This window comes from Streptomyces sp. NPDC085900, from assembly GCF_044540925.1.
GTDB classification, from domain to species: Bacteria; Actinomycetota; Actinomycetes; order Streptomycetales; family Streptomycetaceae; genus Streptomyces; species Streptomyces gilvifuscus.
Window position 1 is genome coordinate 624,207 of the sequence record NZ_JBITSP010000001.1, and the last position, 23,328, is coordinate 647,534.

Consider the following 23,328-nt stretch of genomic DNA (forward strand, 5'->3'; position numbering starts at 1 on the left):
ACCGGTCAAGAATACGGCTTCTGCGGCTACGCCGCCCGGACCTCGTACGTGGCGATCCGTACCGTCTCGTCGTCCAGGCACTCGCCGCTCACCAGGTCGAAGCGCTGCTTCAGCAGGGGCGAGGCGACGAACGGGCGGCCCTGGTGGGTGCCGGTCAGGCCGCGGGAGAGGACCGCCGCGCCGCCGAAGGGGTCGCGGTTGTCCACGGCGTACAGCTCGCCGTTGCGGTCGCGGAACAGGGCGGCCTGCCGGCCGTCGGGCAGGAGCGCGGCCACGCCCCGGCCGGGGACCAGCTGGGTCAGGTCGCAGACCGTCAACCAGCCGTCCTCCAGCTGCAGTTGGATCTTCAGGTCGGTGGTCTCGGGTGCCAGGGTCATCGCTGGGCGCTTCCTTCCAGGACGTCTTCAGAGGGGCGCATGCCGATGGACAGCAGCGGCAGGTCGGGCTTGATCTGGTCGCGTTCGGGGACGAAGCCGACGACCGGGTCGGGGGTGTCCGGCGCGTTGACGAAGGACACGAACCGGGCGAGCTTCTCGGGGTCGTTGATGGTGGTGGCCCACTCGTCGGCGTAGTTCGCCACATGCGCCGCCATCAGGGACTCCAGCTCCTCGCAGATGCCGAGGGAGTCCTCCACGACCACGTCACGGACGTGGTCCAGGCCGCCGGGGATGCGCTCCAGCCAGGTCGAGGTGCGCTCCAGGCGGTCGGCGGTGCGGATGTAGAACATCAGGAACCGGTCGATCAGACGGATCAGTTCGGCGTCGGACAGGTCCTGGGCGAGCAGGTCCGCGTGGCGCGGGGTCGCGCCGCCGTTGCCGCCGACGTACAGGTTCCAGCCGCCCGCGGTCGCGATGACGCCGAAGTCCTTCGACTGGGCCTCCGCGCACTCGCGGGCGCACCCCGACACCGCGGACTTGAGCTTGTGCGGGGAGCGCAGGCCCCGGTAGCGCAGCTCCAGGTCGATCGCCATCCGCACGGAGTCCTGGACGCCGTAGCGGCACCAGGTGGAGCCCACGCAGGACTTCACCGTGCGCAGCGCCTTGCCGTAGGCGTGGCCGGACTCGAAGCCGGCGTCCACCAACCGCATCCAGATCAGCGGGAGTTGTTCGACGCGAGCGCCGAACATGTCGATCCGCTGACCGCCGGTGATCTTCGTGTAGAGGCCGAAGTCCCGGGCGATCTCACCGATCACGATCAGGCCCTCGGGGGTGATCTCACCGCCGGGGATGCGCGGCACGACCGAGTACGAGCCGTTCTTCTGCAGGTTGGCGAGGAAGTGGTCGTTGGAGTCCTGCAGGGCCGCCTGCTCGCCGTCCAGGACATAGCCGCTCGCGCCGATCGTGGGGGCGAGGGAGGCGATGATCGAGCCGACCGCCGGCTTGCAGACCTCGCAGCCGTCGCCGCCCCGGGCGCCGTCGCGGCCGTAGCGGTCCAGCAGGTCCTGGTAGGTGTTGATGCGCAGGGCGAGGACGATCTCGTACAGCTCCTCGCGGGTCTGCGAGAAGCAGCCGCACAGGCCCTTGTCGACCTCGACGCCGGACGCCTCCAGTTCGGCGTCCACCAGCTGGCCCAGCACCTTGACGCAACTGCCGCAGGTCGTACCGGCCTTGGTGCACTTCTTCACCTCGGGCACGGTGGTGCAGCTGTGCTCGGTGACCGCGCCGCGGATCGTGCCCTTGGTGACGTTGTTGCAGGAGCAGATGATCGCGTCGTCCGGCAGCGCGGTCGGGCCGAGCTGGACGGACTCGCCGGCACCGGCGGGCAGCACCAGCGACTCGGGCTTGACCGGCGGGACGGAACCGGTGAACGCCTTCAGCGTGCCGTACGCCTCCGCGTCGCCGACGAGGATGCCGCCGAGCAGGGTGCCGTCGCGGCCGATGACCAGCTTCTTGTACAGGCCGGCGCGGGAGTCGGAGTAGACGACGTCCAGGCAGTCGGCGGTGGCGCCGTGGGCGTCGCCGAAGGAGGCCACGTCGACGCCGAGCAGCTTCAGCTTCGTCGACAGGTCGGCGCCGGTGAAGGACGCCTCGTCCTCGGCGATCGTCGCGGCGGCCGTCTCCGCCTGCTCGTAACCGGGGGCCACCAGGCCGTACACCCGGCCGTCGGAGGCCAGCGCGCACTCGCCGATCGCGAAGACGCGCGGGTCGGAGACGGTACGGCAGTGCTCGTCGACGGTGATGCCGCCGCGCTCGCCGACGGTCAGGCCGCAGTCGCGGGCGAGCTGGTCCCGCGGCCGGACACCGGCGCTGAACACCACCAGGTCCGTGGCGAGTTCGGAGCCGTCGGACAGCTTCATGCCGGTGACCGCGCCGTCCTCACCGACGACGATCTCCTGCGTGCCGACGCCCGTGTGGACGCTCAGGCCCATCTCCTCGATGGTGCGCAGCAAGGCCGCGCCGCCGCCCTCGTCCACCTGGACGGGCATCAGCCGGGGCGCGAACTCCACGATGTGGGAGGTGAGTCCGAGGCCCTTCAGGGCGCCGGCCGCCTCCAGTCCCAGCAGGCCGCCGCCGACCACCGCGCCGACCGTGGCCCTCGACTTCGCGTACTCCTCGATCGCGAGCAGGTCCTCGATCGTGCGGTAGACGAAACAGCCCTCGGCGTCCTTGTTCGGCACCGGCGGCACGAAGGGGAAGGAGCCGGTGGCGAGGACGAGGGTGTCGTAGTCGAAGACCCTGCCGGAGCGGGCGGTGACCTTCCGCGCCGCGCGGTCGATCGTCTCGGCCGGGTCGCCGACGTACAGCTCGATGCCGTGGTCGTTGATGAACTCCATGTCGGTCATGGAGAGTTCCTCGGGCGTCCGGCCCGAGAAGTACGAGGTGAGGGCGACGCGGTCGTACGCGGGACGTGGCTCCTCGCACAGCACGACCACGCGGTGCGTGGCGGTCAGGCCGCGGGCGGCGAGCGCTTCGAGGAAGCGCTGGCCGACCATGCCGTGGCCGACGAGCACGATCGTGGGGGTGGCCTCCGGGGCGGCGGTCATCAGGAGCCTCCATCATTGGTGAGCAGGTGGAGCAGGGGGCCGTCGTCGGGGAGCGGCTCTGCTCCCTCCCAGGCGCGGGCGAGCGCGCCGACGGTGCCGAGTTCGCCGACGAGGACCCCGCCGACCAGGCGGTCGTCGCGGACGACGACCTTGCGGTAGGTGCCGCGGGTGGCGTCCGTGAGCTGGACGACGTCGTCCCCGGGACGCGGCTCCGTCTCGCCGAACGCGGCGAGGTCGAAGAAGCCCTCACCGGCCAGCGTCAGCCGGGTGAGTGAACGGGTGCCGGTGTAGCGGGCGTCGGAGCGGCCGGACAGCGACTCGGCCAGCACCTCGGCCTGTTCGAGCGCCGGGGTGGCGAGCCCGTACACGGTGCCGTCGTGCTGGACGCAGTCGCCGACGGCCCGGATGTGCGGGTCGGAGGTGCGCAGTTCGTCGTCGACGAGGACGCCCTTGCGGACCTCCAGGCCGGCGGTCTGCGCGAGGCCGACGCGGGGGTGGACCCCGCAGGCCAGGACGACGAGGTCGGCGTCGAGCGCGTAGCCGTCGTGCATCTCGACCGAGCGGACGGCGCCGCCGACGCAGCGCACGTCCCGTACCCGGCACTCGGTGTGGACCTCGACGCCGAGGTCGGTCAGGTGCCGGCGGACCAGCTTGGAGGCGGCCGGGTCGAGTTGACGCTCCATCAGCCGCTCGGACTGCTGGGCGAGGACGACCTGGGCGCCGCGCCGGGCGAGCGCGCGGGCCGCGGAGACCCCGAGGAGCCCGCCGCCGATGACGACCGCCCGCACCCCCGGCCGTACGGCCTTCGACAGGCCCAGGCAGTCGTCCATGGTGCGGAACGCGTGCACGCCCTCCGGCAGCACGTGGTCCGGCGTGAACAGACCGCGCAGCGGCGGCAGCACCGGGTTCGAGCCGGTGGCCAGGACCAGGGTGTCGTATGCGATCTTCGAGCCGTCCGCGAGGTGTACGGCTCGCACCTCGCGGTCGATGCCCGTGACCCGGCCGCGGACCAGCTCCGCGGGCGCGGGCAGCGCGATGACGTCCGGGCTGTAGCGCCCGGCCAGCACCTCGGCGAGCAGCACCCGGTTGTACGGGCGGTGCTCCTCCTCGCCGATCAGCGTCACGGGCGTGCCGAGCTCACCGAGCCGCCGGGCGAGCCGGACGCCCGCGAGCCCGGCGCCGATCACCACCACACGCGTATTCGAGGTCATGTCCAGGAGCGTGCGTTGCCGGTGTTACCCGACCGCATCACGTCTGTTTCCCGCGGGGAACGCTGCCCTCAGTACCCGCGCGGGGTGGGTGTGAGGGTTCGGAGCACACGCCGGGGGCGTGGTGTGAGGCCGGGCGGGGGCGCCCGGGCCCGCGCGCCTCGACGGGCCGGCCGGCGGCCGCGGATATTGCCTACGAGCGCTGGGCGGCCGGACGGTACGGTCACCGCATGGCGACTGAGGTGATCGTGTTGAACGGCGGCTCCAGCTCCGGCAAGTCGGGGATCGTACGGTGCTTGCAGGCGCTGCTGCCCGAGCCGTGGCTGGCGTTCGGGATCGACGGCCTGGTCGAGGCGATGCCGGCCTCCCTGCAGGCCGCGCTCGTCTCGCCGGACGGCTCGGTTCAGGTGGGCCCGGAGTTCGCCAGGCTGGAGGCGGCCTGGCGGCGGGGCGTGGCGGCGACGGCACGGGCGGGCGCCCGGGTGATCATCGACGACGTCTTCCTCGGCGGCGCGGCGTCCCAGGATCGCTGGCGGGAACCGCTGGCCGGCCTCGACGTGCTGTGGGTCGGTGTGCGCTGCGAGGCGGCGGTGGCCGCGGGCCGGGAGATCGTCCGCGGCGACCGGGCCCCGGGCATGGCCGAGAAGCAGGCGGAGGTGGTCCACCAGGGCGTGGTCTACGACCTGGAGGTGGACACCACGCACACCGAGGCCCTGGACTGCGCGCGGACCGTCGTGGCGGCCGTGGTCAGCGACGACTGCCCGTGAGGTGCGCGAAGACGACCACGTTGCCCTGGTAGCCGGTCGACCGCGAGTAGCCCCCGCCGCAGGTGATCACCCGCAGCTCGGGCCGGTCCGCGGCGCCGTACACCTTCTGGTCGGGGAAGCCGGCCGCCTTGTACACCTCGACCGCGTCCACGGTGAACCGGGCGGTGCTGCCGTCCCGCCGGTCGACGTCGATGGCGCTGCCCTTCTTCACGGCGCCCAGGTCGTAGAAGACGGCGGGTCCGTCGGCGTTGTCGACATGGCCGGCCACGATCGCCGTCCCCGTCTCGCCGGGGGTGGTGCCGGCCTCGTACCAGCCGGCGAGGTTCTTCTCCCCGGCGGGCGGGACGCCGAGGCTGCCGGACCGGGTGAGGCCCAGGCCCATCAGAGGGGCGTCGACGCGGATCGACGGGATGCGGATGCGGTCCGGCGGGGACGGCGGCAGCGCGGGCGCGGACCGGGAATCGGCGGCCCCGGAGCGGGCCTCGGCCGCGGAGGGCTGCGGCGGGGCGTGGGTCTCCTCACCGCTGCCGAGCAGCCAGGCGCCCGTGCACAGGGAGACGACGGTCACGGACGCTATGGCGACATTGCTGAACCTGCGCACACGAGCCTCCTGCCTGGGAGCGGGCGGACCCTGCCACGGCTGGGAACCCCGGTCCCCCTCCGGGCCGCGAGGGGCGTCGGACCCGGAGGGGGAGGGACATGCGGTACCGGCGGACGGACAGCGGAGGGTGTCCGTCAGATCCCGTCGCCTCTCGCCCGGCGATGCAGGAGCCAGGTACCGCCCGCGGCGGCGACGGCGAGAGCCGCCACGCCGGCCGCGGTCTGCACGGGGTCGGGGCCCATCACGCCACCGACCCCCGTCTTCACACTTCCCCGGGGCTGCACCTGGCCCCGCACCGGCGACAGCGTGACCACCAGGTCGCCGGAGACCTCGCGGTCGCCCTCGGCGCACTTCGCGACGATCTCGTACGTCCCCGGCTGCGCGCTCGGCGGCACCCGGAACTGTCCGATCGCGTCGCCCTCGTGGCTGCTGGGCGCGAGCGTGAACGCACCGGCGCCCACGGCCCCGGCGTCGCCCTCCGCCGTACCGCCGTCGCACGCCGAGGTGTTCACGGTGACCTGCCCGCCGGGCTCGGCCGAGGAGGGGTACACCTCCAGGCCGCCCTCGTCGTCGTCGGCGTACGCGGGCGCCGCGACGAGTCCCGCGGCCGCGACGGCGAGCGCGGCGGCGGACAGCAGACGGGCGGTACGGCGCATCGGTGCTCCTTCGAGCTCTTGCTGGTGTCCTCTGCCCTTCCGAGGTAAGTGGCAGCGGAGCGAGCGCGCTTCCTGAAGGAGCGTCAGAAATGGGGTGAATGGGTGTCAGACATGCGCGCCCACGACCTCCTCGAGGGGAGTTTCAGCAGGTCAACGGCGGGTCGGGTGGGTTCGGCGGAAGAGCACCCGAAGGGCGCAGAGCGCGCGTGTGAACGGGTGATCCGGCTCCGGCGGAGTCCGGACTTGACCTCAACCGAACTTGAGATACGACGCTGACCGGCATGCAGACACCCGATGCCCCTCTCCAGGTCACCGTCGTCATCGGCAGCAACCGCCACGGCCGCTTCGGCCCGGTCGTCGCCGACTGGCTCCTGACCCGCCTCCACGACCGCGACGACCTGCTCGTGGAGGTCGTGGACGTGGCCGACGCCGCACTCCCCACGACCTTCGCCCGGACCCCCGAGACGGCGGCGGCCCTGTCCTCGGTCACCCCGAAACTGGCGGCGGCCGACGCCTTCGTCGTCCTCACCCCCGAGTACAACCACTCCTATCCGGCGGCCCTCAAGAACCTCATCGACTGGCACTACACGGAATGGCAGGCCAAACCGGTCGCCCTGGTCTCCTACGGCGGCGTCTCGGGCGGCCTGCGCGCGGTGGAACACCTGCGCCAGGTCCTCGCCGAGCTGCACGCCGTGACGGTGCGGGACACCGTCTCCTTCCACAACGCGGGCGGCGCCTTCGAGGACGGCCGTCCGAAGGACCCGACGGGTCCGGACGCGGCGGCGAAGACGATGCTGGACCAACTGGTCTGGTGGGCGCGCGGGTTGCGGGAGGCGCGGGAGCGCAGGCCGTACGGGGGCTGAGCGGCGGCTCGGGGAGACGGGACGGCCGCTCCGGTGGACAGCACCGGAGCGGCCGCAACCGCGATTCGACGTCGGTTCAGTTGACGTTCACGGCGCTCCAGGCCGCCGCCACCGCGTTGTACTCCGTGCTCCCGGCCCCGTACAGGTCCTTGGCCGCGTTCAGGGTCGCCGTCCGGGCGCCGGCGTAGTTCGTCGACGACGTCATGTAGACCGTCAGCGCCCGGTACCAGATCCGGCCGAGCTTGTCCCGTCCGATCCCGGTGACCGTCGAGCCGTTGGAGGTGGGCGAGTTGTAGCTGACCCCGTTGATCGTCTTCGCGCCGCTGCCCTCCGCGAGCAGGTAGGCGAAGTGGTTGGCGACCCCGGAGGAGTAGTGGACGTCGAGGTTGCCGACCGAACTGCTCCAGTAGTCGGCCGAGTTGCCGTCCTTGGACGGCTTGTCCATGTACCGCAGCGCCTCCCGGCCGAAGCCGGACTTCACGATCTTCTCGCCGATGAGGTAGTCCCCGGGGTCGGACGAGTTGTTCGCGTACCACTCCACCAGCGTGCCCAGGATGTCCGAGGTCGCCTCGTTCAGGCCGCCGGACTCGCCCGAGTACGTCAGGGCGGCCGTCTTGGATGTGACGCCGTGGGTCATCTCGTGGCCGGCGACGTCGAGCGACACCAGCGGCCCGAACGTCGTGCCGTCACCGTCGCCGTAGGTCATGCAGAAGCAACTGTCGTCCCAGAACGCGTTGTTGTAGGCGTTGCCGTAGTGGACGCGGTTGTAGGAGCCCTTGCCGTCGCCGCCGATGCCGTTGCGGCCGAAGGTGTTCTTGTAGAAGTCCCAGGTGACGTCCGTGCCGTACTGGGCGTCGACCGCGGCGCTCGCGCGGTCCGAAGCGGCGCCGGTGCCCCAGTGGTTGTCGGTGTCGGTGAACACCGTCGACGGGGCGCGGCTGATGCAGATGTTCGTCAGGAAGCACAGGTCGGTCTTGTTAGCCGCGTCGCCCGTGTACGTGTTCCCGCGGGTCGGGTCCTTGAGCTGGTACGTCGACCCCGACAGGGTCGTCTCCAGCGGGACCGTGCCGCTGTAGAGGGACTTGCCGTCGCCCGTCGCGGTCTCGATGTCGTCCCAGGCGTCGATCTGCCGGCCCGTTCTCGCGTCCGTGAGCACCGTGCGGGCGACCGGGTTGCCCAGCGAGTCCTTGGCGGCCACCTGGGTGCGCCAGGCCAGCTTCGGGGTGCCGTGCAGGGCGTCGACGACCAGTTGGGGCTTGGCCGTCAGCTGCTTCAGCGTCTCGCCGAGGTTCACGGCGCGCAGGGCGTTCGCCGCGAGGTCGGCGGCCTTGGGCGCCGATATGGAGGGGACGATCGAGGCCAGGGATATCTCGCTCCGCGTCGCCCGGTTCGCGCTGCGGTACTTTCCGTCCGGCGCCAGGTGGACCACGAAGTCGCCGCCCAGAACGGGCAGTCGGCGGTAGGTGCGGTCGTAGCGGACGTGCTGCGTGCCGTCCGCGTCGACGATCACGTCCCGCACGGACGTGCCCTCGGCGGACGTCAGACCCAGGCTCGCGGCATGGGCGAGCAGGGCCGATGCCGCGTTCTCGATCGCGCCGGCCCTGGTCGGCCTGTCGGCGGCGACGGAGGCGGGGGAGAGCGCGGAGGCCAGCAGGGCGGCGGTGGTGGCGGCCACGGCGGTGGCGGCGGCGAGACGACGGGACCTGCGGGCGGTGGTGGGGTGCAGCCGGATCCGACTCATCGATCTCCTCGGTAGGGCGCCGGGCGCGTGGGGGTGGTCGGCGCTGTGTTGACCAAGATTTAAGGGGCCATGACAGGCAGCCGTAAAGAGTGCGTGTGAGGAGGTGTGTGTGGAGAGAGAATCGTTTTTGTGAGCCCCCAGCTGCCCTTCTTCGTCTACGGCACCCTTCGCCCCGGCGAGGTCAACCACGACCTCTTCCTGCGCGGCCGCACCCGCGCCGAGGAACCGGGGCGGCTGACCGGTTCGGTGCTGTACGCGGGCCCCGGCTATCCGTACGCCGTGGAGGCACCCGGCGGCGGCGAGGTGTGCGGCGAGCTGGTGACCGCGATGCCCGAGCGGTACGCGGAGTTGCTCGTCGCCCTCGACCGGCTGGAGGAGTACGCGCCCGGGGACCCCCGCAACCTCTACGAGCGCGTCGAACGCGAGGTGCGACGCGACGCCGACGGCGCCCTCGTCCGCGCCTGGGTGTACGTCGCCGCCCCCTCGGTCGCCGCCCGCCTGCGGGCCCGCGGGCGGCCCATCGAGAGCGGGGACTGGCTGCTCAGGAGCTCCCCCGGGAGGTGACCGGCTCCAGCCGCACCGCGCACGCCTTGAACTCCGGCATCCGCGAGGTCGGGTCCAGCGCCGGGTTGGTCAGGGTGTTGGCGCGTCCCTCGCCCGGCCAGTGGAAGGGCATGAAGACCGTGTCGGGCCGGATGGCCGTCGTGATGCGGGCCGGGGCGACGGCGCGCCCCCGCCGCGACACCACCGCCACCGGATCGCCCTCCGCCGCCCCGAGCCGCGCCGCCAGCCGCGGGTGCAGCTCCACGAACGGGCCCGGCGCGGCGGCGTTCAGCTCGTCGACGCGGCGCGTCTGGGCACCGGACTGGTACTGGGCGACGACTCGCCCGGTCGTCAGCAGGACCGGGTACTCGTCGTCGGGTTCCTCGTCGATCGGCCGGTGCGAGACGGGCACGAACCGGGCCCGGCCGTCCGGGGTGGCGAACCGGTCGAGGAAGAGACGGGGGGTCCCCGGGTGGGCCTCCTCGGGCGCCTGCGCCGGGAGTTGACCGGACAGGTCCTGCGGGCACGGCCAGAACACCCCGTTCTCCTCCGCGAGCCTGCCGTAGGTGATCCCGGAGTAGTCGGCGGGCCCGCCCGCGCTCGCCCGGCGCAACTCCTCGAAGACCTCCTCGGGATCGGTCGGGAAGCCCTTCTCCACGCCCAGCCGGTCGGCGAGTTCGCGCATGACCTCCAGATCGCTGCGGACGCCGACGGGCGGCGTGATCGCCTGCCGCCGCAGCAGCACCCGGCCCTCCAGGTTGGTCGTCGTGCCCGTCTCCTCCGCCCACTGCGTCACCGGTAGCACGACGTCCGCGAGCGCCGCCGTCTCCGACAGGACCACGTCGCAGACGGCCAGGAAGTCGAGCGACTTGAGGCGGTCCTCGATGTGCGCGGCGCGCGGCGCCGACACCACCGGGTTCGACCCCATCAGCAGCAGCGACCTGATGTCCGTCCCCAACGCGTCCAGCAGCTCGTACGCACTGCGCCCCGGCCCCGGCAGGCTGTCCGGGTCCACGCCCCACACCTCGGCGACGTGCCGCCGCGCCGCCGGGTCGTCCAGCTTGCGGTAGCCGGGCAACTGGTCGGCCTTCTGGCCGTGTTCGCGCCCGCCCTGTCCGTTGCCCTGCCCGGTCAGGCAGCCGTAACCGCTCAGCGGCCGGCCCGCCCGGCCGGTCGCCAGGCACAGGTTGATCCACGCACCCACGGTGTCGGTGCCCTTGGACTGCTGCTCGGGCCCGCGCGCGGTCAGCACCATCGCGTGCTCGGGCTCGCAGAACATCCGCACCGCCTGACGGAGTTGAGGAACGGACACCCCCGTGATCCGCTCCACGTACTCCGGCCAGTGCGCCATCGCCGCGGCCCGCGCGTCCTCCCAGCCGGCGGTGCGCCCGGCCACGTACTCCTCGTCGACCCGGCCCTCGGCGACGATTAGGTGCAGCAGGCCCAGGGCGAGCGCGAGGTCGGTTCCCGGTCGCGGGGCCAGGTGCAGATCGGCCTGCTCGGCGGTCCTGGTGCGCCGCGGGTCGACGACGATCAGCGTGCCGCCGTTCTCCTTCAGCTCGGTGAAGAACCTGAGCGACGGCGGCATGGTCTCGGCGAGGTTCGACCCGACCAGGATCACGCAGCCGGTCCTCGGTATGTCCTCCAGCGGGAACGGCAGCCCCCGGTCGAGCCCGAACGCCTTGATGCCGGCCGCCGCGGCCGACGACATGCAGAAACGCCCGTTGTAGTCGATCTGGGAGGTGCCGAGCACCACCCGCGCGAACTTGCCGAGCGTGTACGCCTTCTCGTTGGTCAGGCCGCCCCCGCCGAACACCCCGACCGCGTCCGGCCCGTGCTCGGCGCGCGTCCGCAGCAGCCGGCCGGCGATCCGGTCCAGTGCCTCGTCCCAGGTGGCGGGCACCAGAGTGCCCTCGGAGCGCACCAACGGGGAGGTCAGGCGCACCCGGGACGAGAGCACGGCCGGCGCGGTACGGCCCTTGCCGCACAGCGCGCCCCGGTTCACCGGGAAGTCCGTGCGCTCGCTCACCTCGACCGTGCCGTCCGCGGTGGGCGTCAGGTTCATCCCGCACTGCAGGGCGCAGTACGGGCAGTGGGTGGGCGTCACGGTGTTCTGCATACCGGCCAGCGTGCTTCGGCCGTGTTACGTGCGGCGCGGCCCCTTGTTACGCGGACGGGACGGCGGCCTCCCCGTGCCGCGCCGGCCGGCGTGAGCCCCGTGTCACCGGGCGCTCGCCAGCGCCTTCGCGACGCCCTTCTCCTTGGGCCCCAGGAACTGCGGGTCCGGGCGGAACACGGCGTCCAGCGCCGCCTTGCCGGCCGCGAAGACCTCGCGGGTGCCGCCGTAGTACCAGGTCGCGTCGTGTTTGGCGTCCACCCCGACGCCGTACGACGACACACCCGCGGCCTCGCACAGCGCCACCGCCCGCCGGATGTGGAAGCCCTGGCTGATCAGCACCGCCCGGTCCACGCCGAAGATCTTCTTGGCGCGCACGCAGGAGTCCCAGGTGTCGAAGCCCGCGTAGTCGCTGACGATCCGCCCGTCCGGCACCCCGTGCCTGGTCAGATAGGTGCGCATGGCGTCGGGCTCGTCGTAGTCCTTGCGGCTGTTGTCGCCGGTGACGAGGACCACCTCGACGCGGTTCTCGCGGTACAGCTTCGCCGCCGCGTTGAGCCGGTTGGCCAGGTACGGTGACGGCTCGCCGTTCCACAGACCGGCGCCGAAGACGACGGCGACCTCGGTGCGCGGCGCGTCCGCGACCGTGCCCAGCCGCCCGGCCGTGGAGACGTACAGCCAGGTCACCGGAAGGAGCGCCAGCACGCACCCGGCCATCACGGCCTGCACGAGCCGCCGCTGTCCGGTACGCGTGCGTGGCAGCCGCGGTCTGCGCATCGAACGTCCCCCCTCTTCCGCCTGCTTCTCGACAGTCAGAGACGTCCCGTCGGGCCCCGCGGTTCGGCACACCCTACGTGACCAGGTTCACTCCGCGCGACGAAACCGCAGGTCGTGCGGCCTCACAGAGCCCACACCCCCCGGCGTGAACCGCCGGAAAACGCCCGTCATCACCAGGCAACGGGGAGGCAACCTGCCCCGGCGAGGATCGACGCATGACGGACAGTACGGCGCACCTCCTGAGCCAGATCGGCAGCCGGCTCGCGGGCCAGCTCAGCCTCGTCTCCCTGGACGGCCGGCGCCGCCCGGCCCCTCCCGCGCTGGTCGTCGTGGCGCACGGCAGCCGCGACCCGCGGGCCCTGAGCACCGTCCGCGCGCTCCTGGAGCGGGTCCGCGAGCGGCGCCCCGGCCTGCCCGTCCACCTGGGCCACATCGAACTGAACGAGCCCCTGCTCCCCGACACCCTGGCCGGCCTCGGCGGGCGGGAGGCGGTCCTCGTACCCCTGCTGCTCAGCCGCGGCTACCACATCAAGCGCGACATCCCCGAGATGGCCGCCGCGTCGGACGTGCACGCGCGCGTGGCCGACGCCCTGGGCCCGCACCCGCTTCTGGTCGACGCCCTGTACGCCCGCCTCGTCGAGGCCGGCTGGCGCGCCCGCATGGACGAGGGGACGCGGCGCGCGAGCGCGGTCGTCCTGGCCGCCGCGGGCTCCCGCGACCCCGAGTCCAAGGTCGACACCGGACGCACGGCCGAACTCCTCGCCGAACGCCTGGGCGTCCCGGTGGTCCCGGCCTACGCCACCACGGCGGCCCCGACCGTCCCGGACGCGATCCGGGCCCTCGCGGCGAGCGGCCGTCACCGGGTCGCGGTCGCCTCCTACTTCACGGCCCCCGGCCGCTTCGCGACGGAGTGCGCGGAGGCCGCCCCCTGGATCGCCTCGGCCCCGCTCGGCACCCACCCGGCGATGGCGGAACTGCTCCTGCACCGGTACGACCAGACCCTCGCCACGCCGGTGCGGGCCGACACCCTCACGGGCGCGACCGGCCGGCCACGACCCGCACTCGCCGTCTGACGGAACCCGGCGGCCCCTGGGGCGGATTGTCAGTCCCTGCCCTTACTGTCGAGACATGTCGTACGACGCGCAGGCAACAGAACGCTGGGCCCCAGAACCCGACAAACGCCCCGGCCGCACCGCTTTCCAACGCGACCGCGCGCGCGTACTGCACTCTTCCGCGCTCAGAAGGCTCGCCGGCAAGACCCAGGTCGTCACCCCCGGCACCCGTAACCAGGCCTGGGACGCCAGCCCTCGCACCCGCCTCACCCACTCCCTGGAATGCGCCCAGGTCGGCCGCGAACTCGGCGCGGCCCTCGGCTGCGACCCCGACCTGGTGGAGGCCGCCTGCCTCTCCCACGACCTCGGCCACCCCCCGTTCGGCCACAACGGCGAACAGGCACTCAACGAATTCGCCCACGACTGCGGCGGCTTCGAGGGCAACGCGCAGTCCCTGAGGCTGCTCACCCGCATCGAGCCCAAGCGCTTCACCCCGGAGGGCTCGGTGGGCCTCAACCTCACGAGGGCCACCCTGGACGCCGCCACCAAGTACCCCTGGCCCAGGGGCGGCCACCCCACCGACCCCGCCTCGCCCAAGTTCGGTGTCTACGAGGACGACCGCCCCGTCTTCGACTGGGTCCGCAAGGAGGCCCCCGGCACCCGCGCCACCTTCGAGGCCCAGGTCATGGACTGGTCCGACGACGTGGCGTACTCGGTGCACGACGTCGAGGACGGCCTGCACGCCGGCCACATCGACCCCGACTGCCTGCACGCGGAGCCCGAGCGCCAGGAGGTCTTCGCGGTGGCCCGCGGCCGCTACGTGCCCGCGGACACCGACCCGGCCGAACTCGCCGCCGCCCTCGACCGCCTCCAGGACCAGGAGTGGTGGCCCCACGCCTACGACGGAACGGCCGTCGCCCAGGCCCGTCTCAAGGACGCCACCAGCCAGCTCATCGGCCGCTTCGCCCTCGCCGCCGAGTCCGCCACCCGCGCCGCGTACGGCATGGGCCGGCTCACCCGGTACGACGCCGCACTCGTCGTACCGCGCGAGACCCGACTGGAGTGCGCGATCCTCAAGGCCGTCGCCCACCGCTACGTGATGCAGCGCGCCGAACAGGAGCGGCTGCGCGCCGACCAGCGGATCGTCGTGGCCGAACTCGCGCAGGCGCTCACCGCGCGTGCGCCCGACGGCCTGGACCCGCAGTTCCGGTCCCTGTTCGAGCAGGCAGGCGACGACCGTGCCCGCAAACGGGTGATCGTCGACCAGATCGCCTCCCTCACCGACGCCTCGGCCCGATCGCTTCACGGACGTCTGACGGGGCAGACGGGAGACTGAGGGGGCGTGGGTGACGAGGAATGAGCCCGAATGTGACACTCCGTGGCCTGATCGGGCCACTCCCTCTTCCCCCATCACGCTCCGTGCGGGACGCTCGCATGTGGCGGCACCCACAGTGTTTTCTGGTGGGACACCCCCCAGACCCCCGTAGGAGGCATCAAGTGGTCGACGCGGATCAGACATTCGTCATCGTCGGAGGCGGCCTCGCCGGCGCGAAGGCGGCCGAGACGCTCCGAGCGGAGGGCTTCAGCGGCCGCGTGATACTGATCTGCGACGAGCGCGACCACCCGTACGAGCGTCCCCCGCTCTCCAAGGGCTACCTGCTGGGCAAGGAGGAGCGCGACAGCGTCTTCGTGCACGAACCCGCCTGGTACGCGCGCAACGACATCGAACTGCACCTCGGCGAGACCGTCGACGCCATCGACCGCGAGGCGAAGACGGTCCGCTTCGGCGAGGACGGCACCCTCGTCCGCTACGACAAGCTGCTGCTCGCCACCGGCGCCGAGCCGCGCCGCCTCGACATCCCCGGCACCGACCTCGCGGGCGTCCACCACCTGCGCCGCCTCGCCCACGCCGAACGGCTCAAGCACGTCCTCGCCGCGCTCGGCCGGGACAACGGCCACCTCGTCATCGCGGGCGCCGGCTGGATCGGCCTGGAGGTCGCCGCGGCGGCCCGGCAGTACGGCGCGGAGGTCACGGTCATCGAGCACGGGCCGACCCCGCTGCACGGCGTCCTCGGCCCCGAGCTGGGCGCCGTCTTCGCCGACCTGCACCGCGAGCACGGCGTCCGCTTCCACTTCGGCGCGAAGCTGACGGAGATCGTCGGCCAGGACGGCATGGTGCTGGCGGCCCGCAGCGACGACGGCGAGGAGCACCCCGCGCACGACGTCCTCGCCGCGATCGGCGCGGCCCCCCGCATCGGCCTCGCCGAGGCCGCGGGCCTGGAGATCGCCGACCGGGCGTACGGCGGCGGCATCGTCGTCGACGAACGGCTGCGCACCTCCGACCCGGACATCTACGCGGCCGGAGACGTCGTCTCCTTCCCGCACGCGCTGTTCGACACCCGGGTGCGCGTCGAGCACTGGGCCAACGCCCTCAACGGCGGGCCCGCCGCGGCCCGGGCGATGCTCGGGCGGGACATCACCTACGACCGCGTGCCCTACTTCTTCTCCGACCAGTACGACCTCGGCATGGAGTACTCCGGCTGGGCGCCCCCCGGCACCTACGACCAGGTCGTGATCCGGGGAGACGCGGGCAAGCGCGAGTTCATCTCCTTCTGGGTCACGGACGGCAGGGTGCTGGCCGGGATGAACGTGAACGTGTGGAACGTCACGGACCCCATCCAGAAGCTGATCCGCACCAGGACCCGGGTGAACACGGAGGCACTGGCGGATCCGCACGTTCCGCTCGAAAGCCTCGTCTCTTAGATGTCCGACCACCACCGTAGAATTCACGCGTGGCAGGACGGATCAACGACGAGGACGTGAAGGCGGTACGGGACGCGGTCCCGATCGACGCCGTGGTGTCCGAGTACCTCCAGCTGCGCAACGCGGGCGGCGGCAACCTCAAGGGCCTGTGCCCCTTCCACGACGAGAAGTCGCCGTCCTTCCAGGTCAGTCCGAGCAAGGGACTCTTCCACTGCTTCGGCTGCCAGGAGGGCGGCGACACCATCACGTTCGTGATGAAGGTCGACCACCTCTCCTTCTCCGAGGCGGTCGAGCGCCTCGCCGCCCAGGCCGGCATCACCCTGCGCTACGAAGAGGGCGGCTACAACCCCTCCCACCAGCGCGGCGAGCGCATCCGCCTGGTCGAGGCGCACAAGATCGCCGCCGAGTGGTACGCCGAACAGCTCGCCACCAGCCCCGAGGCCGACACCGGCCGGATCTTCCTCGCCGAGCGCGGCTTCGACCAGGCCGCCGCCCAGCACTTCTCCGTCGGCTACAGCCCCCAGGGCTGGGACCACCTCACCCGCTTCTTGCGCGGCAAGGGCTTCACGGACAAGGAGCTCGTCCTCTCCGGACTCTCCCAGGAGGGCCGCCGCGGCCCCATCGACCGCTTCCGCGGCCGCCTGATGTGGCCCATCCGCGACATCGGCGGAGACGTCGTCGGCTTCGGCGCGCGCAAGCTCTACGAGGCGGACAACGGCCCCAAGTACCTCAACACCCCGGACACGGCGATCTACCGGAAGTCCCAGGTCCTGTACGGCATCGACCTGGCGAAGAAGGACATCGCCAAGGCCAGCCGCGCCGTCGTCGTCGAGGGCTACACCGACGTCATGGCCTGCCACCTCGCGGGGGTGACCACGGCCATCGCCACCTGCGGCACCGCCTTCGGTAGCGACCACATCAAGATCCTGCGCCGGCTGCTGATGGACAACGGCTCGGCCCGGGTGATCTTCACCTTCGACGGCGACGCGGCCGGCCAGAAGGCGGCCCTGCGCGCCTTCGAGGACGACCAGAAGTTCGCCGCCGAGACCTACATCGCGATCGCCCCGGACGGCATGGACCCCTGCGAGCTGCGCCTGGCCAAGGGCGACGAGGCCGTCGCCGACCTGGTCGAACCCCGCACCCCGCTCTTCGAGTTCGCGCTGCGCCAGATCGTCGTCCGCTACGACCTCGACACCCCCGCCGGCCGCGCCGCCGCCCTGGACGAGGCGGCGCCCATCGTGGCCCGCATCAAGAACAGCGGCGCCCAGCACGAGGTCGCCGTCCAGCTCGCCGGCATGCTCGGCATCCTCGACACCCAGTTCGTCGTCAAGCGCGTCGCCCAGCTCGCCCGCTGGGCCCGCGACCGCGGCGGCAAGGGCCCCGCGCCGAGCGGCCGCGGCCCGCAGCAGCCCTACGACGCCGCCCCGCGCCCCCACGCCTCCGGCCCCGCCCTCACCCTCCGCAACCCCGTCTACGCCACCGAACGCGAACTGCTCAAGCTCGCCCTCCAGCGGCCCGAACTGGTCTCCCCGGCCTTCGACGCGTACGGCGCCGACGAGTTCACCGCCGCGCCCTACGCCGCCGTACGCCAGGCGATCATGGACGCGGGCGGTGTCGAGTACGGCGTACAGGACCCCCAGGACTACCTGGTCCGGGTGCGCGAGGCCGCCCCGGACGACACCGTGCGCGCCATGGTCACCGAGCTGGCCGTGGAGGCGATCATGCGCAAGACGGTCGACGAGGTGTACGCGGGCGCCCAGCTGGTCACCGTCCGCCGCCGGGCCGTCGAGCGCCGGGTCCGTGACATCACCTCCACCCTCACCCGCCTCGGCACCTCCGGCGACCCCGCCCAACTGGCCGCCGTACAGAACGAGTTGTGGGTGCTCCAGCAGTACGACCAGGCCCTGCGCGAACACGGCGCCGCCGCTCTCTGAGGCGTCCGGACGGCACGGTAACCGCCCGGTCACGGCCCGATTGCAAAAAGTCACCGCACGCCCCTCGTGGCGACGATGTGTCGTACTCCACACTGGGTTCCGGTGCCTGAGTCCTCGGAGCGCGGCCGATCCGTCCCGTACGGGTCCCAGACCCCCGCGGTTCCGCTCAACGCGTACGGGACGGACAGCGGCGAGGCCGCCGACTCCGCCCCCGAAGTACCGCTGCCGCACCCCCTGGCAGCGATCATCCTGGAGGTCGCCCGCGTGCAGACCCAGACCCTCACCCAGACCGACACCGGCAACGACGTCACGGAGCCGGACGCGGAGGCCGACGTCCTCGTCGCGGTCCCTCCGCAGACCCGTGTCGTGCACCACCCAGAGGCGGACCCCGTGGAACCCGAAGGGCCGCCCGAGGCGGCCGAACCGCCCGCCGAGGCACTGGAGACGGAGACTCCCGAGCCCGTGGAGACGCCCGCCGTGGAGCGGGCCCGCGCCGACACCGGCGGACCGTCCTCGGACCTGTTCCGCCAGTACCTCCGCGAGATCGGCCGCATCCCGCTGCTCACGGCCGTCGAGGAGGTCGAACTGGCCCGCCGGGTCGAGGCCGGCCTGTTCGCCGAGGAGAAGCTGAGCAACACCCCCGACCTGGACAGCGAGTTGGCGCTGGACCTGGACCGCCTGGTCGTCATGGGCCGCATGGCCAAGCGCCGCCTCATCGAGGCGAACCTGCGGCTGGTGGTGTCCGTGGCGAAGCGGTACGTCGGCCGCGGCCTGACCATGCTCGACCTCGTGCAGGAGGGGAACCTCGGCCTGATCAGGGCGGTCGAGAAGTTCGACTACGCCCGCGGCTACAAGTTCTCCACCTACGCCACCTGGTGGATCCGGCAGGCCATGTCCCGGGCGCTGGCCGACCAGGCCCGCACCATCCGGGTCCCGGTCCACGTCGTCGAGCTGATCAACCGCGTCGTCCGCGTCCAGCGCCGCATGCTGCAGGAACGGGGCTACGAGCCGACCCCCGAGGAGGTCGCCGCCCACCTCGACCTGCCGCCCGAGCGCGTCGGCGAGGTGCTCCGCCTGGCCCAGGAGCCGGTCTCCCTGCACGCCCCGGTGGGCGAGGAGGACGACGTGGCCCTCGGTGACCTGATCGAGGACGGCGACGCGGCGAGCCCCGTGGAGTCGGCCGCGTTCCTGCTCCTGAGGGAGCACCTGGAGGCGGTGCTGTCCACGCTGGGCGAGCGGGAACGCAAGGTCGTGCAACTGCGCTACGGCCTGGCCGACGGCCGCCCGCGCACGCTGGAGGAGATCGGCCGCATCTTCGGCGTGACCCGCGAGCGGATACGGCAGATCGAGTCCAAGACGCTCAACAAGCTCCGGGATCACGCATTCGCGGATCAGCTTCGGGGCTATCTGGATTGATGCCGGGTGCGGGGGTGTGGGGGCTGGTCGCGCCCACGCGGCGGAGCCGCATATCGATGCGGCCCCGCGCCCCTTGAGGTCGGACCAGCCCCCGGGTGTATCAGTCCACCTCCGCGACCGCCTGCGCGAACTGCGCCTTGTACAGGCGCGCGTAGGCGCCGTCGGCCGCCAACAGATCCGTGTGCGAGCCCTGTTCGACGATCGAGCCGTTCTCCATCACCAGGATCGTGTCCGCGTCCCGGATGGTCGACAGCCGGTGCGCGATCACGAACGAGGTCCGCCCGTGGGCGAGTTTGGCCATCGCCTTCTGGATCAGCACCTCGGTACGGGTGTCGACCGACGAGGTCGCCTCGTCGAGCACCAGGATCACCGGGTCGGACAGGAACGCCCGCGCGATGGTGATCAGCTGCTTCTCGCCGGCGCTGACACCGGAGCCCTCGTCGTCGATCACGGTGTCGTAGCCGTCGGGCAGCGTACGGATGAACCGGTCGGCGTGCGCGGCCCGCGCCGCCTCCTCGATCTCGCCCCGGGTGACCTCGCGCGCGGCGCCGTACGCGATGTTCTCCGCGATCGTGCCGCCGAACAGCCAGGTGTCCTGCAGCACCATGCCGATCCGGGCCCGCAGCTCGTCCCGGGACATCGTGGCGATGTCGACGCCGTCCAGGGTGATACGGCCGCCGGAGACGTCGTAGAACCGCATGAGCAGGTTGACCAGGGTGGTCTTGCCGGCGCCGGTCGGGCCGACGATGGCGACCGTGTGGCCCGGTTCCGCCTTCAGCGAGAGGTTCTCGATCAGCGGCGTCTCGGGGTCGTAGCGGAAGGAGATGTTCTGCAGCTCCACCAGCCCCCGCAGCTCCTCGGGCCGGGCGCCCTCGACCGGATCCGCCTGCTGTTCCTCCGCGTCCAGGAGTTCGAAGATCCGCTCGGCCGACGCGACACCTGACTGCACCAGGTTCGCCATCGACGCGACCTGAGTCAGCGGCATCGAGAACTGCCGCGAGTACTGGATGAAGGCCTGCACGTCACCGATGGACAGGGCGCCCGAAGCCACCCGCAGACCACCGACCACGGCCACCAGCACGTAGTTGAGGTTGGAGACGAACATCATCAGCGGCTGCATGATCCCGCTGTTGAACTGCGCCTTGAACCCGGCCTCGTACAGCGCCTCGTTCTGCTCGGCGAACTGCTGCGCCGACTCGTCCTGCCGCCCGAACACCTTCACCAGGGTGTGCCCGGTGTACATCTCCTCGATGTGGGCGTTCAGCTTGCCGGTCGTGCGCCACTGCTGCACGAAGTGCGGCTGCGACCGCTTGCCGACGCGCGTGGCGACGACGAACGACAGCGGCACGGTGACCAGGGCCACCAGCGCCAGCAGCCACGACACCCAGAACATCACCGCGAGCACACCGATGATGGTCAGCAGCGAGTTGATGAGCTGGCCCATCGACTGCTGCAGCGTCTGACCGATGTTGTCGATGTCGTTGGTGGCGCGCGAGAGCACCTCGCCGCGCTGCCGCTTGTCGAAGTACGACAGCGGCAGCCGCGACAGCTTCGTCTGCACGTTCTCGCGCAGCCGGTACATCGTGCGGTTGACGGCCCGGTTGACCAGCCGGGTCGCCACCGCCATCAGCAGACCGGCGACCACGAACGTGCACAGCGCGAGCAGCAGGACACGGCCCACCGCGTCGAAGTCGATGCCCTTGCCCGGCGTGAAGTCGGTGCTGCGCAGCATGTCGGCGACCTGGCCCTGACCCCGCGCGCGCATGGAGTCCAGGACCTGTTCCTTGGTCGCCCCCGACGGCATCTGCCGCCCGACGATCCCGGCGAACACCAGGTCGGTGGCCTTGCCGAGGATCTTCGGCCCGATCACGTTGAGCCCGACACTGACGACCACGCAGCACAGCAGCACGTAGATCGTCAGCCGCTCCGGCTTGAACTGGGCGATCAGGCGCCTGCCCGACACCTTGAAGTCCATCGAACGGCTGTCGGGACCGCCGCCCTGACCCATCATCCGCGCCATCGGCCCGGCCATCAGGCAGCCTCCGCTTCCGTCAGCTGGGAGAGCACGATCTCCCGGTAGGTCTCGTTGTCCGCCATCAGCTCGTGGTGCCGGCCGGTGCCGACGACCCGTCCCTCGTCGAGGACGACGATCCGGTCGGCGTCCCGGATGGTCGCCACGCGCTGGGCGACGATCACGACGGTGGCCTCGGCGGTCTCCTCGGCGAGCGCCGCGCGCAGGGCCGCGTCGGTCGCGTAGTCGAGGGCGGAGAAGGAGTCGTCGAAGAGGTAGATCTCCGGCCGCTGCACCAGGGTGCGGGCGATCGCGAGCCGCTGCCGCTGACCGCCGGAGACGTTCGTACCGCCTTGCGCGATCGGCGCGTTCAGCCCGCCCTCCAGCTTGCTGACGAAGTCCTTGGCCTGCGCCACCTCCAGCGCGTGCCACAGTTCCTCGTCCGTGGCGTCCGGGTTGCCGTAGCGCAGGTTGGTCGCGACCGTCCCCGCGAACAGGTACGGCTTCTGCGGGACCAGGCCGACCGTCTTCGCGAGCAGCTTGGGCTCGATGGTCGCCACGTCGGTGCCGTCGACCAGGACCTCCCCGTCGGTGGCGTCGAACAGGCGGGGGACCAGGCCGAGCAGCGTGGACTTGCCGCTGCCGGTCGAGCCGATGACGGCGGTCACCTCACCGGGCCGGGCGACCAGATCGACGGCCTTGAGCACCGGCTCCTCGGCGCCGGGGTAGCGGAAGCCCGCGCCCCGGATCTCCAGGTGCCCGTGCCTGCGCAGCTCCAGCACCGGGGCCGTCGGCGGGACCACGCTCGACGACGTGCCGAGGACCTCCTCGATCCGCTCTGCGCACACCTCCGCGCGCGGCACCATCATGAACATGAAGGTGGCCATCATCACGGACATCACGATCTGCATGAGGTAGGCGAGGAAGGCGGTCAGGTCGCCGATCTGCATCCCGCCGCTGTCGATCCGGTGGGCGCCGAACCACACCACCGCGATGGACGACAGGTTCACCACCGTCATGACGACGGGGAACATCAGCGCGAGCATGTTGCCCGTGGCCAGCTGCATCTCGGTGAGATCGCCGTTGGCCTTCCCGAACCGCTCCTTCTCGTACTCGTCCCGGACGAACGCCCGGATCACACGGTTGCCGGTGATCTGCTCGCGCAGCACCCGGTTGACGGTGTCCAGGCGGGTCTGCATGGCCCGGAACAGCGGCCGCAGCCGCCGCACGATCAACGTCACGCAGATGCCCAGCGTCGGCACCACGGCGACCAGCACCGCGGACAGCGGCACGTCCAGGCCGAGCGCGAGGACGATGCCGCCCACACACATGATCGGCGCCGACACCATCAGGGTGAACGTCATCAGGGCCAGCATCTGGACCTGCTGGACGTCGTTGGTGGTCCGGGTGATCAGCGAGGGTGCCCCGAAGTGGCCGACCTCCCGCGAGGAGAAGGACTGCACCCGGTCGAACACCGCGGCGCGCACGTCCCGGCCGAGCGCCGCCGCGGTCCGGGCGCCGTAGTACACGGCCCCCATGTTGCACACGACCTGGGCCAGCGAGATGCCGATCATCAGCGCGCCGAAGGAGAGGATGTAGCCGGTGTCACCCTTGACGACACCGTTGTCGATGATGTGCGCGTTCAGCGTCGGCAGGTAGAGGGTGGCGCACGTCTGCAGGAACTGCAGCAGCACCACCGCGGCGATGGGTTTCTTGTACGGCCTGAGGTAGGTCCGTAGAAGTCGTATGAGCACGCTACGTCTCTCGGAGTCGGCGGTGGGGGGCGGGTTCGTTGCCCGTGGCCCCCATCGTCGAACATTCCCCCCGCGTTACCCCAACCGATTAAGCCGAGAGCAGCGCTTCGTACGACCTTCCGGGTGGGCCTCCTACCGGATCC

Annotated in this window: 18 protein-coding genes; 8 read left to right on the forward strand and 10 right to left on the reverse strand. The window is 71.7% G+C overall.

Annotated features, from left to right (window positions below):
- Positions 1 to 26: 26 nt before the first annotated feature.
- From nirD to ACIGDI_RS02755, 3 genes are read right to left on the reverse strand one after another with little or no spacing between them, the layout of a single operon-like run.
- Positions 27 to 377: a nitrite reductase small subunit NirD gene (nirD, locus tag ACIGDI_RS02745; protein ID WP_200703040.1), complete on the reverse strand. Its 351-nt coding sequence runs from the start codon at positions 375 to 377 to the stop codon at positions 27 to 29.
- Entirely contained in the window at positions 374 to 2,983 is a 2,610-nt protein-coding gene (nirB, locus tag ACIGDI_RS02750; protein ID WP_399889493.1) for a nitrite reductase large subunit NirB, read from the reverse strand. Before nirB ends, nirD begins: the two co-directional genes overlap by 4 nt.
- Positions 2,983 to 4,194: an NAD(P)/FAD-dependent oxidoreductase gene (locus ACIGDI_RS02755; protein WP_399889496.1), complete on the reverse strand. Its 1,212-nt coding sequence runs from the start codon at positions 4,192 to 4,194 to the stop codon at positions 2,983 to 2,985. The genes nirB and ACIGDI_RS02755 overlap by 1 nt, the downstream gene beginning before the upstream one ends.
- A gap of 227 nt (positions 4,195 to 4,421) precedes the next feature.
- Between ACIGDI_RS02755 and cpt the strand changes: the two genes are divergently transcribed.
- On the forward strand, positions 4,422 to 4,958 hold the full coding sequence (cpt, locus tag ACIGDI_RS02760) for a chloramphenicol phosphotransferase CPT (RefSeq protein ID WP_399889499.1): 537 nt from the start codon (positions 4,422 to 4,424) through the stop codon (positions 4,956 to 4,958).
- Here the strand turns inward: cpt and ACIGDI_RS02765 are convergent.
- Both ACIGDI_RS02765 and ACIGDI_RS02770 read right to left on the reverse strand, forming a co-directional pair.
- On the reverse strand, positions 4,939 to 5,559 hold the full coding sequence (locus ACIGDI_RS02765; protein WP_399889502.1) for a class F sortase: 621 nt from the start codon (positions 5,557 to 5,559) through the stop codon (positions 4,939 to 4,941). The genes cpt and ACIGDI_RS02765 overlap by 20 nt on opposite strands.
- Positions 5,560 to 5,693: 134 nt before the next feature.
- A complete protein-coding gene (locus ACIGDI_RS02770) occupies positions 5,694 to 6,215 on the reverse strand; it encodes a hypothetical protein (protein ID WP_399889505.1) in 522 nt (173 codons plus the stop codon).
- A 281-nt stretch (positions 6,216 to 6,496) separates the two neighbouring features.
- Between ACIGDI_RS02770 and ACIGDI_RS02775 the strand changes: the two genes are divergently transcribed.
- Entirely contained in the window at positions 6,497 to 7,078 is a 582-nt protein-coding gene (locus ACIGDI_RS02775; protein WP_399889508.1) for an NADPH-dependent FMN reductase, read from the forward strand.
- A gap of 76 nt (positions 7,079 to 7,154) precedes the next feature.
- On the opposite strand, the gene ACIGDI_RS02780 is transcribed toward ACIGDI_RS02775, so the two are convergent.
- Entirely contained in the window at positions 7,155 to 8,819 is a 1,665-nt protein-coding gene (locus ACIGDI_RS02780; protein ID WP_399889511.1) for a M4 family metallopeptidase, read from the reverse strand.
- A 129-nt stretch (positions 8,820 to 8,948) separates the two neighbouring features.
- Between ACIGDI_RS02780 and ACIGDI_RS02785 the strand changes: the two genes are divergently transcribed.
- Entirely contained in the window at positions 8,949 to 9,383 is a 435-nt protein-coding gene (locus ACIGDI_RS02785; RefSeq protein WP_399889514.1) for a gamma-glutamylcyclotransferase family protein, read from the forward strand.
- On the opposite strand, the gene ACIGDI_RS02790 is transcribed toward ACIGDI_RS02785, so the two are convergent.
- Both ACIGDI_RS02790 and ACIGDI_RS02795 read right to left on the reverse strand, forming a co-directional pair.
- Positions 9,361 to 11,481 carry a molybdopterin oxidoreductase family protein gene (locus ACIGDI_RS02790; protein WP_399889517.1) on the reverse strand — a complete coding sequence of 707 codons (2,121 nt, stop codon included), beginning with the start codon at positions 11,479 to 11,481 and terminating at the stop codon, positions 9,361 to 9,363. The genes ACIGDI_RS02785 and ACIGDI_RS02790 overlap by 23 nt on opposite strands.
- A gap of 102 nt (positions 11,482 to 11,583) precedes the next feature.
- Positions 11,584 to 12,255 carry a vancomycin high temperature exclusion protein gene (locus ACIGDI_RS02795; RefSeq protein WP_399889520.1) on the reverse strand — a complete coding sequence of 224 codons (672 nt, stop codon included), beginning with the start codon at positions 12,253 to 12,255 and terminating at the stop codon, positions 11,584 to 11,586.
- Between the two features lie 215 nt (positions 12,256 to 12,470).
- On the opposite strand from ACIGDI_RS02795, the gene ACIGDI_RS02800 reads away from it, so the two are divergent.
- From ACIGDI_RS02800 to ACIGDI_RS02820, 5 genes are all read left to right on the forward strand, one after another.
- Positions 12,471 to 13,328, forward strand: coding sequence for a sirohydrochlorin chelatase (locus ACIGDI_RS02800; protein WP_399889523.1), 858 nt, complete (start codon positions 12,471 to 12,473; stop codon positions 13,326 to 13,328).
- Positions 13,329 to 13,383: 55 nt separating this feature from the next.
- Positions 13,384 to 14,643 (forward strand): deoxyguanosinetriphosphate triphosphohydrolase, encoded by a 1,260-nt coding sequence (locus ACIGDI_RS02805; protein WP_399889526.1) that lies wholly within the window; start codon positions 13,384 to 13,386, stop codon positions 14,641 to 14,643.
- Positions 14,644 to 14,804: 161 nt separating this feature from the next.
- On the forward strand, positions 14,805 to 16,070 hold the full coding sequence (locus ACIGDI_RS02810; RefSeq protein ID WP_200703028.1) for an NAD(P)/FAD-dependent oxidoreductase: 1,266 nt from the start codon (positions 14,805 to 14,807) through the stop codon (positions 16,068 to 16,070).
- Between the two features lie 29 nt (positions 16,071 to 16,099).
- Complete coding sequence (dnaG, locus tag ACIGDI_RS02815; RefSeq protein WP_399889530.1) at positions 16,100 to 18,004, forward strand: DNA primase; 1,905 nt, start codon at positions 16,100 to 16,102, stop codon at positions 18,002 to 18,004.
- 102 nt (positions 18,005 to 18,106) lie between these two features.
- On the forward strand, positions 18,107 to 19,420 hold the full coding sequence (locus tag ACIGDI_RS02820; protein WP_399889533.1) for an RNA polymerase sigma factor: 1,314 nt from the start codon (positions 18,107 to 18,109) through the stop codon (positions 19,418 to 19,420).
- Positions 19,421 to 19,520: 100 nt separating this feature from the next.
- On the opposite strand, the gene ACIGDI_RS02825 is transcribed toward ACIGDI_RS02820, so the two are convergent.
- Entirely contained in the window at positions 19,521 to 21,452 is a 1,932-nt protein-coding gene (locus ACIGDI_RS02825; RefSeq protein WP_399889536.1) for an ABC transporter ATP-binding protein, read from the reverse strand.
- On the reverse strand, positions 21,452 to 23,185 hold the full coding sequence (locus ACIGDI_RS02830; protein WP_399889539.1) for an ABC transporter ATP-binding protein: 1,734 nt from the start codon (positions 23,183 to 23,185) through the stop codon (positions 21,452 to 21,454). Before ACIGDI_RS02830 ends, ACIGDI_RS02825 begins: the two co-directional genes overlap by 1 nt.
- Positions 23,186 to 23,328: the final 143 nt, after the last annotated feature.